Origin of the sequence: Caulobacter sp. DWR1-3-2b1 (assembly GCF_049895765.1) — a bacterium.
Taxonomy (GTDB): Bacteria; Pseudomonadota; Alphaproteobacteria; order Caulobacterales; family Caulobacteraceae; genus Caulobacter.
Genome location: NZ_JAFCSZ010000002.1, coordinates 215,289 through 228,541 on the forward strand (window position 1 = coordinate 215,289; position 13,253 = coordinate 228,541).

A 13,253-nucleotide genomic window follows, 5' to 3' on the forward strand; every position below is an offset into this window, starting at 1 on the left:
TCCGCCCTAGTTTATCCAGCCGCCATCGACGATGTGGATCTGGCCCGTTGTGAACGACGACTCGTCGCTGGCGAGATACAGCGCCAGTTGCGCCAACTCCTCCGGCTGACCTAGACGCCCCATGGGCTGACGTGCGGTGAAGACCGCGCGGGCAGCCTCGTAGTCGCCGGTGTCGGCCAGCCGCTGGTTCAGGGACGGAGTCTCGACCGTGCCGGGGCAGATGGCGTTGCAGCGAACTCCCTGTCCCACGAAGTCGGCCGCCACGGCCTTGGTCAGCCCGATCACGGCGGCCTTGGTGGCGCCATAGGCAAAGCGTCCAGGCACGCCCTTGATCGAGCTGGCCACCGACGACATGTTGACGATCGAGCCGCCCCCGGTCTCCAGCATGGCCGGCAGGAACGCGCGGATCGTCCGGTACATGGCCCCCACATTGATGTCGTTTGAGAAGGCCCAGGCCTGCTCGTCGCAGTCGAGGATCGTGCCGGCGTGAACAAAGCCAGCGCAGTTGAACAGCACGTCCACCGCGCCAAGCTCGGCGGCCAGCGCCTTGATCGCCTGGGGATCCAGCACGTCGAGGCGGCGGGTTTCGCAGCCTTCCACCGCGGTCAGAAGGTCGTCATTGATATCGGTGGCGACCACCCGCGCGCCTTCGCGGGCGAACAGTTCGGCGCTGGCCTTGCCGATGCCCTGACCCGCCGCGGTCACCAGGGCGGTCTTGCCCGCCAGTCGGCCAGCCAGTCTGCCCATCAGCTGACCCGTCGAAGGGGCAGGCAGGCTGGACCAACCGGGTCGAAGGCCTTGTAGGTGAGGATGAACTCCTGGTGGCCCAGCGTTTCGGACACCGTCCGCGCGCCGCCGGCCACGGCGACGACCAAATTGTGGATCTCGTCGCCGACCTGCTCCAGCGTGCCGCGCCCTTCCATGATCCGGCCGGCGTCGATATCCATGTCGCCGGCCAGTTTGCGATAGGTCTCGGGATTGGCGCAGACCTTGATCACCGGTGAGATGGCCGAGCCGACCACCGAGCCTCGGCCGGTAGTGAACAGGGTCATGTGCGCTCCGCAGGCGATCAACTCGACGATCTCCGCATTGTCGGAGATGTTGGGAAAGCCAAAGCGCGGTTCGCCGTCCGGCACCACGTCCAGCAGATACAGCCCGCCGCTTGGTGGCTGGTCACCAGGCTTGAGGATGCCGACGATGGGCGCCGAGCCGGACTTGGAATAGGCCCCCATCGACTTTTCCTCTTGGGTCGTCAGGCCGCCCTCGGCGTTGCCGGGCGCGAAGCTGCCATAGCCCATCAGGGTGTAATAGGCCTCTGCCTTGCGGACGCTGGCCTCCAGTTCGCGGCCCAGTTCCGGCGTGATCGCGCGGCCCGCCATGATCGTCTCGCAGCCGACCAGCTCGCCGGTCTCCTCGAAGATGCAGGCCGCGCCGGCCGCGCCGAGACGGTCGAAGGCTCGCCCGACGGCGGGATTGGCGGTGATGCCGCTGGTGCCGTCCGAACCGCCGCAGATGGCGCCGATCACCAGTTCGGAGATGTCCATGGAAACCACCGGCGCCTGGTCGGCGATAGCCTTCAAACGGGCCACGGCCTCGCGGCCCTTCTGGATGGTCGCCGCCGTGCCGCCGGCCTCCTGGATCACCAGGGTCTCGACCAGCCGGCCGCTGGCCTCGATGGTCGCGCGCAGGGCCTCGCGATTGAAGCTCTCGCAACCCAGCGAGATCAGCAGCACCCCGCCGACATTGGGATGGGTCCCGATGGCCTGCATGACCTTCAAGGCGTAGGCGTTGGGATAGCAGCCGGGAAAGCCGATCAGATGGACGTCGGGGTCATCGATCTTGCTGACGATGGCCCTCGCCACGTGGTGGGCGCATTCCACCAGATAGGCCACCGCCACCACGTTGCGGACGCCCTTGCGACCATCGCCCCTCAGATAACCGCGCATGGCTCAGACCTCGCCCGCCCCGGTCGCCAACCGTGTGTGGCTGGCGATGTAGTCGCTCTTCATGTTGTGCAGGTGGACGTGTTCGCCGGGCGCCGCCGAGGCGGTCATCGATCCGATCGGCGCGCCGTGTTTCAGAACCTTGTCGCCGACCGCCAGGGCGCGCCGGGCCAGCTTGTGACCCACCTCGACATCGGTCGAGGCGACGAGCGCGCTTCCCTCAATACTAAGCGTCTCACCCGCTCGAACCGGGGCGGCCAGGACCATGACATTGTCGTCGGGATGCAGCAGGACCAGCTTCATGCGGGGACCCGCGCGTCTGGCGTCGGGGCGCCGGGATGCAGCAGGCCCTCGGTGCGAAGATCGTCCCACAGAGCGCCGGGGATGGGCGTGCGCATCCAGGCCATCGCCTGGGCGACCTGAGTGGGGCTGCCGAGGCCCGGAATGACGCTGGCCGTGGCCGGATGGGCCAGCGGAAACTGCAGCGCCGCTGCCGGCAATGGAACGTCGTGGGCGGCGCAGACGGCCTGCAGCTTCCGAACCCGGTCGATGATCTCCGATGGCGCTGGCCGGTAATTGTAGTGGGCGCTTGCGAGCCCCTCGACCAGAACGCCGGAATTGAACGGACCGCCGACGATGATCCGGACGCCCCGCCTCAGGCAGAGCGGCAGGAAGCCGTCCAGGGCGGTCTGTTCCAGCAGGGTGTAGCGACCGGCCAGCAGGAAGACGTCGAAGTCGCCATGGCCCAGCGCCTCTTCGCAGGCCTCATGCTCGTTTACGCCCAGCCCGATGGCCCCGACCGCGCCGCTGTCACGCAGTTCCCGCATGGCCCGATAGCCGCCCTCGAAGAACTCGCGGAACCGGGCGGGGTGATCCTGGCCATGGGTGCGGCGACCCAGGTCGTGGGCCAGCAATATATCGATGCGGTCGCGGCCCAGGCGCTTCAGGCTTTCTTCGCAAGAGCGCATCACCGCGTCATAGCCGTAGTCGAAGACCGGCTCGAACGGCGCGGCGTCGACGAAGCCGTGCCGCTCGCCCGGGCCGGCGTCGGTGGGAACCAGCAGCCGGCCGACCTTGCTGGAGACGATGACGTCGGAACGGCCGGACAGGGCCTGGCCCAGCCGCGCCTCGCTCAGGCCAAAGCCGTAGTGGGGCGCGGTGTCGAAATAGCGGAGGCCGGCGTCGAGGGCTGTCGCGATGGTTGCCGACGCCTGGGCGTCGCTCATCGCGGCGTAGAGATTGCCGATCGCTCCGCCGCCGAATCCCAGCGGAGGCAGGCGCGAAATCACCGCTTCGCCCGATCCGCTATCCGATGGCGCCGCGCCCACTGTGTTCGTCCCGGTTTATTATATGTAAAAAATGTCTCTCTGATAAAATCCCGGAAGAGGTCAGACCTGTCAACCTGGAGGTTCAGACCTTTAGTGCTGAGGCCAGGTTTCCCGCCAGATCGCCCTTCTCCGCCACGGTGACGTCCGACAGGCCCAACCAGCCGGCCATCAACCTCAACTCCTCAGCCAGGGTCGCCGCCGTCTCGCCATTGGCGGCGGGTTCGGCGTGAGCGGCCTGGACCAGAAGGCGACCCGTTTTACGGTCGGCCTTGAGATCCACGCGGGCGGTCAGGGTCTCGCCCTGCAGGAACGGCAGGACGTAGTAGCCATGGGTGCGCAGGTGAGCGGGGGTGTAGATTTCCAGCCGGATGCGGGCGTCGAAGATCCGCTCGGCGCGCTCGCGAAACCAGATCAGGTTGTCGAACGGCGACAGCAGGGCCCGGGCCTCGACCTTGCGGGGTCTGGCGGCCCCTGCGGAGACATAGGCCGTGTGCTCCCAGCCCTCGACCTGTGCGGGGACGAGGATCCCTTCCTCGACCAGTTCGGCGACACGGGCGCGAGTTTCGGCGGGACCCATGCGGAAATAGTCGCGCAGGTCGCGTTCGGTGGCGACGCCCATGGCCCTGGCGGCGCGGGCGATCAGGGCGCGGTGGGCGTCTTCGCGGTGGGGTGTCGGCGCCTCGATCAGGGACGCAGGCAGCACCTGCTCAGGCGTGCCATAGACCCGCTCGAAGCCGGCGCGGCGGGTGGCGGTGGTCAGCTCGCCGATCCAGAACAGGCATTCCAGCGCCCGCTTGGCCTCGCTCCAGCCCCACCAGCCGCCGGGGCCCTTCTTGGCGCCGATCTCCAGTTCGCCGGCCGAGATCGGGCCGCGTCGGCGGATCTCGGCCAGGGCCTTGGCGATGAAGTCGGGATGGCTGTCGAGGAACCGGGCCACGCCCTTCCAGACGCCGACCCCGGCCTTGGCGTCGGCCATCCTCCAGCGAAACAGCGGATGCATGTCGCGCGGCATCAGCGAGGCCTCATGGCCCCAATATTCCACCAGGGCGGGCTTCTTGCCCCAGGCGAGGTCTTCGAGCAGGCCGCGCGGATAGTCGCCCAGGCGCGAGAACAGCGGCAGGTAGTGCGAGCGTGACACCACATTGACCGAGTCGATCTGGAGAAGGCCCAGCGTCTCGATCGTCGAGAGCACATGGCGACGTCCGGGCGCGGTTGGGCGCGCCTTGCCAAACCCCTGCGCCGCCAGCGCCATACGCCGCGCCGTCCTGGCGGAGAGCTTCTCGATCATGGCCAAGTTGAGCATCGTCCGACCGGATCGCGCAAGCCGCCTGGGGGGTAGGATCGCTACCAATCGGACTTGCGCGCGATCCGGGAAAGGCCCTACCGATGGGCCATGATCGTCCTCGAAAACGGCGCGTCGCGCCTTCAGTTGTTCCCCAATGTCGGCGGCTCTGTCGCCGGCTTCACCGTCGATGGCCGCGACATCCTGAGGCCGATGACGCAGGGCGCGATCGACGTGCTGGACGCAGCCAGTTTCCCGCTGGTGCCGTTCTGCAATCGCATTCCGCACGGCCGCTTCGCGTTCGAGGGGCGCGATGTGGGTCTGAAGCCTAACCTCGGCGGTCATCCCCATCCGCTGCATGGCCAGGGCTGGCGCGAAGCCTGGACCGTCGATAGCGCCAAGGGCGCCCAGGCGCTGCTTTCCTACGACCATGCGCCTTCGGATTGGCCCTGGGCCTATCGCGCCGAGCAACGGTTCATCCTGGGCGAGCGCGGCCTGCGTATGGAACTGTCAGTGACCAATACGGGCGATGCGCCCATGCCCGCCGGCCTGGGCTTCCACCCCTATTTCCCGCGCCGCCCGGGCGAGGCGTTGAAGGCGACGGTCGGTGGCGTCTGGATGATCGACGAAACCGTGCTGCCGACCATCCATCACGAAGGCGTCTGGGGTCCTGACTGGGCCAGGGGCGCCGGCGTCGAGGGTCACGATAGCCTGATCGACCATTGCTACACGGGCTGGAACCAGCTTGCCGAGCTCAGCGCGCCGGGCCAGCCGACCACGACGATCACCGCCTCACCCGAGTGCCGCTGGCTGCATCTCTATGTGCCGCCCGGCCAGGACTTCTATTGCGTTGAACCGTGCGCCAACCGGCCCAATCCCTTTGGACCCCCGGACTCCGGCATGGTGACCTTGGCGCCGGGCCAGAGTCACGTGATCTGGATGGAGATCACAACAGGCTGAGAGGCGACGTTCGACCCGCCGCGCACCTAAAACCCTCTCTCAAAGAGAGAGGGTTTTCGCACGGGCGCCAGCGCGACGATCAGCTGAGCCCAGCCTGGGCCTTGAGGCGCTGGACCATGTCCATCGACAGATAGCCGTCGGCCGGCAGGGCGCGGTTTTGCTGCCAGGCGCGCAGGGCCTTGCGGGAGCCGGCGCCGATCACGCCGTCGGGCGCGCCGGGGTCGAAGCCCAGGCGAGCCAGGGCGATCTGGGCGGCCATGCGATCCGACAGCGATAGCGGCGCCTCGACCGGCCAGACGGCGACCAGCGGACCGCTGCCGCCGAAGCGGTCGGCCAGCAGGCCTATGCCCAGGGCATAGGAGGTCGAGTTATTGTATTTGCGGATCGCAAAGTGGTTGGGCAGGGCCAGGAAGGCCGGGCCATTGGCGCCGGCCGGCAGGATCAGGCCTGTGGGCGAGGCGGCGTCGGCGGCGCTCCACGGCAAGCCGTCAGCGCGACGCACGCCCCTGGCTTCCCACCATGACGGGACCTCGCGCGGGCCTTCCGACAGGCCGTAGTCGAAGCCGGCGGGCAGGATCACTTCCTCGGCCCAGCCGGCGCCCGGCTTCCAGCCGCCCTTGGCCAGCAGATTGGCGGCCGAGGCCAGGGAATCGGCGTCCGACCCCCAGATGTCGCGCTTGCCGTCGCCATCGGCGTCCACGGCGGTCGAGCGATAGTTGCTGGGCAGGAACTGGGTCTGGCCCATGGCCCCGGCCCACGAGCCCTTCAGCTGGCTGCGAGGCACCTCGCCCGAATCGATGATCTGCAGGGCCGCGATCAGTTCGCCCTCGGCCCAGCCGCGTCGGCGGCCGTCGGCGGCGAGACTGACCATCGAGCGGACGACGTCGAAATTACCCTGGATCTGGCCGAACGCGGATTCCATGGCCCAGACCGCCAGCAGGATGTCGCGCGGCACGCCGTAGCGGCCTTCGACCTGCTGCAGGAAGGCCAGTTCGGCGCGCTTGCGGCGGCCCACGGCGACACGGTCGTCGCTGATCACGCCCTTGATATAGTCGCCGACCGGCTTGGAGAATTCAGGCTGGCGACCGTCCAGGCTGATGACCTTGGGATCGGGCGTCACGCCGCCCAGCTCGCGGTTCAGCAATTGCTGTGTCAGGCCGGCGGCCTGGGCGCGAACCATGAAGTCGGCCAGCCAAGTGTCGAAGCTGAGCTCCCTGGCCGGGACAGCGGTCGCCGCCGGCGGCGGCGCGGTGTTCACCGGAATCGGCGGCGCCGCGGTCGGCATGGCCGAGGTCAGCGGCGTCAGCGGCCCTTGCGGCGAGGCGTCAGCGCAGCCGGCGAGGAGGAGAACGAGAAAGAAGCGACGATCCATGAGCGCAGGCTACCGGCATCCGGGTGAACTCTTCAATCACAAGGCCGACAAAGCGGTGAAGTTCCGATTGAAGGGTTAGCGCCGTTGACTCCGAGCCGCGCCTTGCCTATACGCCCTCCCTCCGAAACATCCCGGATGTTCTGGTCGCCATCTGGCGTTCCCGAACCTCTCCGCTGAATATAGAGACGGTCATGAAGGTTCGTAGCTCGCTCAAGTCGCTGAAGTCTCGCCACCGCGACTGCAAGTTGGTGCGCCGCAAGGGCGTCGTCTACATCATCAACAAGACCGACCCGCGCTTCAAAGCCAAGCAGGGCTGATGACGCTTGTCGATGGACCCAGGGCGCTGCTCTGGGACGTCGGCAATGTCATCGTGCGCTGGAATCCGCGCACGCTGTTCGCGAAGATCTTCAAGGAACCCGCCGAACTTGACGGGTTTCTTTCGCATGTCTGCACCATGGATTGGCACGGCGAGACCGACCGGGGCCTGACCTTCGCCGACAACATCGCGCGGCTGACACCGCTGCATCCCCAATATGCCGAACAGATCGCCGCCTGGTGGGGCCGCTGGCCGGAAATGTTCTCGGGTGCGATTCCCGAAACTGAGGCCGTCATGAACGACCTGGCCGCGCGGGGCGTCCCGCAGTTTGGCCTCACCAACATGTCGAGCGAGACCTGGCCCGGCGTCCAGGCGATGAGCCCGGTGTTCACGCTCTTCCGGGACGTCATCGTCTCGGCCGAAGAAAAGGTCATCAAGCCCGACCGGCGGATCTACGAGATCGTGCTGGAGCGGACGGGCCTTGAGCCCGGCGACCTGCTGTTCGTCGACGACAACGCCGCCAATATCGCGGCCGCCGACGCGATGGGATTCCATACACATCTGTTCACAGATCTGGCGGCTCCGCGGCCGATGATTCAGGCCCACGGCCTGTTGTGACGGAGAGGCTCGGGCCCTATGGTCCGCGCCCAATTCCACCCCCGACCGAAGAGCTTTCCCGTCATGGCCGACGATGCCGCCCACGCCGATGTTCTGAACTCCACCGCTCAAGGCCAGCTGAAGAGCATCATCGAGCGCATTGAGCGCCTCGAGGTCGAGAAGGCCGAGATCTCCGAGCAGATCAAGGAAGTCTACAACGAAGCCAAGGGCAACGGCTTCGACGTCAAGATCCTGCGCAAGGTGGTCCGCATCCTCAAGCAGGACCGCGCCAAGCGTCAGGAAGAAGACGCAATCCTCGACCTCTATCTGTCGGCCGTCGGCGCGATCTAAAGCCTATCTTTGGCCGGCGCCCGAACGCGCGCCTCGGGCATTTTTGCAGGGTGCGTCTTGGCGCGGCTTCGGGGATAGTCTCCCTCGATGCGCGCCAAGCCCCCTGATCCCAGAGCCCAGGCCAAGAGAGCGGCGCTGAACGCTCTGAAACGCGCCAGGCGGGCCGCCGACAAGAGCGGGATCGCGCTTTCCGACTGGGAGGGCGAGTTCCTGACCTCGGTCGCCCAGCGGGTCGAGACCTATGGCCGGGCCTTCGGCGATCCCGAAAAGGGCGGTCGCGACCAGGCCCTGTCGGGCAATCAGACCCTCAAGCTCAAGGAAATCGTCGCCAAGGCCAAGGGCGAGAAGAAGCCCATGAAGCGCGGCCGAGGCTTTGGCCGCCGCGCGGCGGCGACGCCGACCGAAGTCGAAGCCGAGGGCGATGAGTAGCCGGCCATTGGCATAACGCCGTTCTGAAAGTTAGGCTCGCCCAAGTCGCAGGGGAGTCGCCATGTCGGGAACCGCCACGGTATCGAAGAGAGAGCTTGTCGCCATCGCCGTCGGCGGGGTCTGCGCGGGCGCCTTCGATATCATTCAGGTGATGGTGTTCTACGCCCTAAAGGGGGTCGAGCCGATCCGCATTCTGCAGTCGGTCGCCTCGGGGCTTCTTGGCAAGGCGTCCTTCGCTGGCGGCCTGCCAACCGCAGGGTTGGGGCTTGGTCTGCATTTTGGCATGACCCTGATCATGGCCGCCGTTTATGTGCTCGCCGCGCGCCGTCTCGAGGTCCTGATCCGACGGCCGTGGACGATGGGAAGTCTGTACGGCCTGGGGTTGTACGTCGTGATGACCTATGTCGTCGTGCCGCTGTCGCTGGCCGGCAGCGGAGCGTTCGACTGGCTCGTCTTCCTCGACGGAATATTCGCCCACGTTCTGGCCGTCGGCATGCCGATCGCCCTCGCGGCCCGCTGGAGGCTGCGGACCCCGGCCACGGACGCACGCTCAGGGCGATAAGGATTTAGAATATTCGGTATGGCGCCGAGCGCTCGGCGCAATGAGTTTTTGCCGTTGTTTGCCGAGATAACGGTCTCAAAAGCTTACCGAAAACCAACGTTCAGCGACCTCCGTTAAGGCCGCAGTAACCCGCCGGGTGAGACATTATGGCGCAGGATCTCACGGTCCTGATCATAAGGAACGCTTCGTCCGGTGGGGGCGACGTTCGCCCTTCTAGCGCGCGCGGACCTTGATCTGCATCGGCGCCGGATCAACGCTAACGATAACGGACAAGCGCCATGGCGACGACGTATGAATATCTACTACGAAGAAAGGCGGACCTAGAGGTCCGCATGGGTGAAGCCCAGAAGCGCGCCTTGGCGCCCTTCGAAGGCGAACTGCGAGCTATCGGTCTGGCTTTGGGAGCGATCGAAAGGGCCGGCCTCAGCGAGGACCGTGTCGCGGCCGAACCGTCTTCCTTCGCCATTCCCGCGCCCAGCCGGAGGGGACGGCGAAGCCGCTCCATCGGCGACATGATCCTGATGGCCTTACAGCACGGCGGCGCGGGTCTGGCTGTGACCGACATCGCCCTGCAGCTTGAACGACGCTGGAACCGGTCCTTGCCGGTCACGGCCATCACGCTCGAACTGCAGCAACTCGAAGCCGACGGCGCGGTGACGCGTGGTCTGGCGGGATGGACCCGGACGGCCGAAACGGTCGATCCCGATCATCCCGAAGACAGCGAAGTCGCCCAAGTGGCGTAAAAACTAGACCTGACGGGGCGCCTGGCGGGGCGCCTTCCAGGGCCGGATCAGCGTCTTCAGGCGCTGCTCGCGCGAGACCGGGCGCAGAACGATGGTCATCAGCCAGCTTCCTTCATATCAATCTCGATGCCCTGCTCCCGGACCTTGCGATAGAGGGTGGAGCGACCGATCCCCAGACGGCGAGCCACCTCGCTCATGTGGCCCGCATAGACATCGATCGCGTGCTGAATGAGGTCACGTTCGATTTCTTCCAGCGTCCGCAGATGGCCGCGATCATCGAGGATCCGCACCGGTGCGTCACCGGCTGCGTTGGCCATGGCCGCATGGGTCGCCTGAAGCACCGAAGGCAGGTCGGGCGCGCTCACACTGGCCGACGGCAGGGCCTCGATCGGCGCCTGCAGGCCGGAAATCGCCGGAAAGTCGTAGGGCTGCAGATAGGGCGCGTCGGCCAGGACGATGGCCCGATAGACCGTGTTTTCCAGCTGGCGGACATTGCCCGGCCAGTCGAAGGCGGTCAGCAGGGCCAGCGTCTCGGGCAAGGCGCCGATGACGCGCTTGCCCTCTTCCACGTTGAACCGGCGGATGAAGGCCTCGACCAGGGCCGGCACGTCGTCGCGGCGTTCGCGCAGCGAGGGGGCCTCGATGGGGAAGACGTTCAGGCGGTAATAGAGGTCCTCGCGGAACCGGCCTTGCGCCACGGCCTGGGCCACGTCGCGATTGGTCGCCGAGACGATACGCACATCGACCTTTTGCGAACGCTTGGAGCCGATCGGATCGATCTCGCCCTCCTGCAACGCGCGCAGCAGCTTGACCTGCATGTCGAGCGGCAGTTCGCCGACCTCGTCAAGGAACAGGGTGCCGCCGTCGGCCTCCTTGAACTTGCCCAGATGCTTGTCGGTGGCGCCCGTGAAGCTGCCCTTCTCGTGGCCGAAAAGGATCGATTCGACGAGGTTTTCGGGAATCGCGCCGCAGTTGACGGCCACGAAGGGCTTGCCGGCCCGGTCGGACGAGCCGTGCACGGCGCGGGCGATCAGCTCCTTGCCGACGCCGCTTTCACCGGTGATCAGAATGGGGATAGAGCTTTTGGCGGCGCGCTCGCCCATCCGCTTGACCAGGGTCATGGCGGGCGAGGTTCCGATCAAATCTGCGAAGGTGGTCTTGCCGGCGGTGCGCTTGGTAAGCCGTTCCACCTCGCCCTTCAGGTCGCCCATCGACAGGGCGTTGCGGATCGACACGGTGATCCGCTCGGGGGAAGCCGGCTTGATGAAGAAGTCGGTGGCGCCGGCTTGCATGGCCTTGACCACGGTGTCGACGCCGCCGCTGGCCGTTAGAACGATGACGGGCTGCACAAACCCGCGCGAGCGCATCTCCTTCAGGGTGTCGTGGCCGTTCAGGCCGGGCATGACCAAGTCCAGCAGCACCACGTCGGTAGGCGCGCCGGAGGACAGGTGCGCCATCGCCGCGTCGCCGTTCTCGGCATGCGAGACCGCGAACCCGTCGCGCTCCAGCACGGCCTGGATCAGGCGCCGCTGAGTCGGATCGTCATCGACGACGAGAACCGTCTTGGACATAGGAAGACACCCATCATAACCGGCCACGCTCGACATGGAGCAGGGCTCTTGTTGGTTCAGAGTGATACAGCACGGGGGTAAACACCGGCTTTCGGAGAGGTGTCGGCAACCTTAAGGTTCAGGCTTAACAAGGCCTTGCCAGGACGGGTTTTGACGATGATCGACGGGGTCGGTTTGCGCGCCCTGGCGATGGCCCTGCCGGAGGCGGAGGAGGCCCTCAACGGCGCCCAGATCGCCTATTCGGTGGGCGGCAAGGGTTTCGCCTGGGCCTATGTGGCGCGGCCCGCGCCCAAGGCTCGCCGTGTGCTCGTCCCCGGCGTTTTCGCGGTGCGCTGCCGGATCGAGACCAAGGAGATGCTGATCGAAGCCGCGCCTGATCGCTTCTTCGATGACGACCACTATCGGGGTTATCCGGCGGTGCTGGTGCGGCTGGCGGAGATCGAGGCGGAAGAGCTGGCGGGGTTGTTGCGGGAGGCGTGGAGGATCGTGGAGCCGAAGGCGGTGGGAGGTTTGACGGGGAAGCGGACGCGCGGAGGGTCGGTTGTGGGTGGATGTCAGACTCGACGCTCGCCTTGTTCCGATTTCCCTATCTCGCAATCTTTGCTTGAACCATCACCGTCGAAAGCTGAGAACTAGCTGGCGCAGCAAAGTGGGAAGCCAGATTGATCACCGTCGGTCCGAGCGCCGGCTCAACCATATTCGTGCCGATCGTAACGGCTCCCATACTGGCGTTTTTTCTCTGGTTGGCTTTTACCGGTGAGCTGGCGGCTCTGGGCGTCGTCGCCATCTTGGGGCTCGTGATCGCTTATTTGGCGACGGCCAGACTGGTGCTCGCAGACGGGGTGCTAACGATGCACAGATTGTTTGCGCGTATTTGGTCCGTGCCTGTCGTTAGCAGCTGGATTGGGATTATCGACAGTTCCGGATGGCCTCAACTCTGCGTGCGCTTCGAAGAAAAACAATGGTTTGTGAGCACGGGTGAGCTCAATTTGATCCAACTGAGCGTGCTGCTGACCGCGCTCGAACGAGGCCCAAGAAACGAAGTCTGATAGCATCCGCCGGGAAGCGGACGTGGCGAACGTCCGACTAGGGTCGAAAGCGCCCTTCGTCTCATGACCCATAAACGGACGCCCCGCGTCCCGCTCATCCTTAAATCTCTTGGAGGCGGCAGCGTGCCGGACTGGAAAGGTCTGTCAAGGACGGCCCTCCGGGCCGCCGCGGAGCGGCCGCCCGGAGGGCGGTGTCGGCGGAGTGATCTTTCCAATCCGGCGATCATCTCGCCGTGAGATGTAAGGATGGCTCCCCTCGGCGCGAAGGTGTGTTCGGCGCCAACAAAGCTTGTCATCCCGGCCGCAGCGAAGCGGAGAGCCGGGACCGCCGGAAGCGCGGCGCTCAGGCGTCGGTCCCGGATCTTCGCGCTTCGCGCTCGTCCGGGATGACAACCGCTTTTGGTCTTATGCGGTAGCACAGCCCATCAGTGAAGATTCGCGCTCTATCCTCTGCGTTCAGCGAATCGAAATCAGCGAAATCAATGACTTGAAGATTTCTCACCCTTCTGTATCCCCCGCTCCAAAACCTGGTGGATACTTCTCCCTGTCCCCGTCGCAGGGGGAGGGCGCTTGGTACCGGCCTGATGCGGCGACGGGTGATGAAGCTGAGCGGGGCCGCGACGCCCTGGAAGGCGGGTCGAGGTGTGCGGGCTGTCTCAGAAGGACGGCGCAAACGCTGAGTGGCTTGTCGGCCGGGTGAGCGCGGGTTGAAGAGGGCGGGGATCAGAAGCCGCCTATCGCACATCGTCG

The 13,253-nt window shown here is 66.0% G+C and carries 16 protein-coding genes; 9 read left to right on the top strand and 7 right to left on the bottom strand.

Translation table 11 applies throughout. The features are described 5' to 3' along the window. Positions 1 to 6: 6 nt before the first annotated feature. From ACP69S_RS03045 to ACP69S_RS03065, 5 genes are all read right to left on the bottom strand, one after another. Positions 7 to 747 carry an SDR family oxidoreductase gene (locus ACP69S_RS03045; RefSeq protein ID WP_425994742.1) on the bottom strand — a complete coding sequence of 247 codons (741 nt, stop codon included), beginning with the start codon at positions 745 to 747 and terminating at the stop codon, positions 7 to 9. Continuing rightward, entirely contained in the window at positions 747 to 1,946 is a 1,200-nt protein-coding gene (locus ACP69S_RS03050; RefSeq protein ID WP_425994744.1) for a UxaA family hydrolase, read from the bottom strand. The genes ACP69S_RS03045 and ACP69S_RS03050 overlap by 1 nt, the downstream gene beginning before the upstream one ends. A 3-nt stretch (positions 1,947 to 1,949) precedes the next feature. Further along, on the bottom strand, positions 1,950 to 2,246 hold the full coding sequence (locus tag ACP69S_RS03055) for a UxaA family hydrolase (protein WP_425994746.1): 297 nt from the start codon (positions 2,244 to 2,246) through the stop codon (positions 1,950 to 1,952). After that, positions 2,243 to 3,232 (bottom strand): aldo/keto reductase, encoded by a 990-nt coding sequence (locus ACP69S_RS03060; RefSeq protein ID WP_425994748.1) that lies wholly within the window; start codon positions 3,230 to 3,232, stop codon positions 2,243 to 2,245. The genes ACP69S_RS03055 and ACP69S_RS03060 overlap by 4 nt, the downstream gene beginning before the upstream one ends. 121 nt (positions 3,233 to 3,353) lie before the next feature. Then, positions 3,354 to 4,574, bottom strand: coding sequence for a winged helix-turn-helix domain-containing protein (locus ACP69S_RS03065; RefSeq protein ID WP_425994750.1), 1,221 nt, complete (start codon positions 4,572 to 4,574; stop codon positions 3,354 to 3,356). A 90-nt stretch (positions 4,575 to 4,664) separates the two neighbouring features. Here ACP69S_RS03065 and ACP69S_RS03070 point away from each other — a divergent pair, with 90 nt between their 5' ends. After that, positions 4,665 to 5,513: an aldose 1-epimerase gene (locus tag ACP69S_RS03070; RefSeq protein WP_425994752.1), complete on the top strand. Its 849-nt coding sequence runs from the start codon at positions 4,665 to 4,667 to the stop codon at positions 5,511 to 5,513. A gap of 79 nt (positions 5,514 to 5,592) precedes the next feature. Here ACP69S_RS03070 and ACP69S_RS03075 read toward each other — a convergent pair whose 3' ends face one another. Next, a complete protein-coding gene (locus ACP69S_RS03075) occupies positions 5,593 to 6,885 on the bottom strand; it encodes a lytic murein transglycosylase (RefSeq protein ID WP_425994754.1) in 1,293 nt (430 codons plus the stop codon). Between the two features lie 191 nt (positions 6,886 to 7,076). On the opposite strand from ACP69S_RS03075, the gene ykgO reads away from it, so the two are divergent. The 6 genes from ykgO (at position 7,077) to ACP69S_RS03105 (ending at position 9,883) form a co-directional block, all read left to right on the top strand. After that, complete coding sequence (gene ykgO, locus ACP69S_RS03080; RefSeq protein WP_007663273.1) at positions 7,077 to 7,202, top strand: type B 50S ribosomal protein L36; 126 nt, start codon at positions 7,077 to 7,079, stop codon at positions 7,200 to 7,202. Beyond that, entirely contained in the window at positions 7,202 to 7,819 is a 618-nt protein-coding gene (locus ACP69S_RS03085) for an HAD-IA family hydrolase (protein WP_425994756.1), read from the top strand. Before ykgO ends, ACP69S_RS03085 begins: the two co-directional genes overlap by 1 nt. Before the next feature lie 63 nt (positions 7,820 to 7,882). Beyond that, complete coding sequence (locus ACP69S_RS03090) at positions 7,883 to 8,149, top strand: DUF2312 domain-containing protein (protein WP_035047451.1); 267 nt, start codon at positions 7,883 to 7,885, stop codon at positions 8,147 to 8,149. An 87-nt stretch (positions 8,150 to 8,236) separates the two neighbouring features. After that, a complete protein-coding gene (locus tag ACP69S_RS03095; protein WP_425994758.1) occupies positions 8,237 to 8,578 on the top strand; it encodes a hypothetical protein in 342 nt (113 codons plus the stop codon). A gap of 61 nt (positions 8,579 to 8,639) precedes the next feature. Next, positions 8,640 to 9,140: a hypothetical protein gene (locus ACP69S_RS03100; protein ID WP_425994760.1), complete on the top strand. Its 501-nt coding sequence runs from the start codon at positions 8,640 to 8,642 to the stop codon at positions 9,138 to 9,140. 332 nt (positions 9,141 to 9,472) lie between these two features. Further along, positions 9,473 to 9,883 (top strand): hypothetical protein, encoded by a 411-nt coding sequence (locus ACP69S_RS03105; RefSeq protein ID WP_425994762.1) that lies wholly within the window; start codon positions 9,473 to 9,475, stop codon positions 9,881 to 9,883. 98 nt (positions 9,884 to 9,981) lie between these two features. Here the strand turns inward: ACP69S_RS03105 and ACP69S_RS03110 are convergent, their stop codons facing one another. Continuing rightward, positions 9,982 to 11,454 (bottom strand): sigma-54-dependent transcriptional regulator, encoded by a 1,473-nt coding sequence (locus tag ACP69S_RS03110; RefSeq protein ID WP_425994764.1) that lies wholly within the window; start codon positions 11,452 to 11,454, stop codon positions 9,982 to 9,984. A 174-nt stretch (positions 11,455 to 11,628) separates the two neighbouring features. On the opposite strand from ACP69S_RS03110, the gene ACP69S_RS03115 reads away from it, so the two are divergent. Further along, the gene (locus ACP69S_RS03115) at positions 11,629 to 12,090 is read left to right on the top strand and encodes an MmcQ/YjbR family DNA-binding protein (protein ID WP_425994765.1); all 462 of its coding nucleotides are present in this window, start codon (positions 11,629 to 11,631) and stop codon (positions 12,088 to 12,090) included. Between the two features lie 26 nt (positions 12,091 to 12,116). After that, positions 12,117 to 12,503, top strand: coding sequence for a hypothetical protein (locus tag ACP69S_RS03120; RefSeq protein WP_425994766.1), 387 nt, complete (start codon positions 12,117 to 12,119; stop codon positions 12,501 to 12,503). Positions 12,504 to 13,253: the final 750 nt, after the last annotated feature.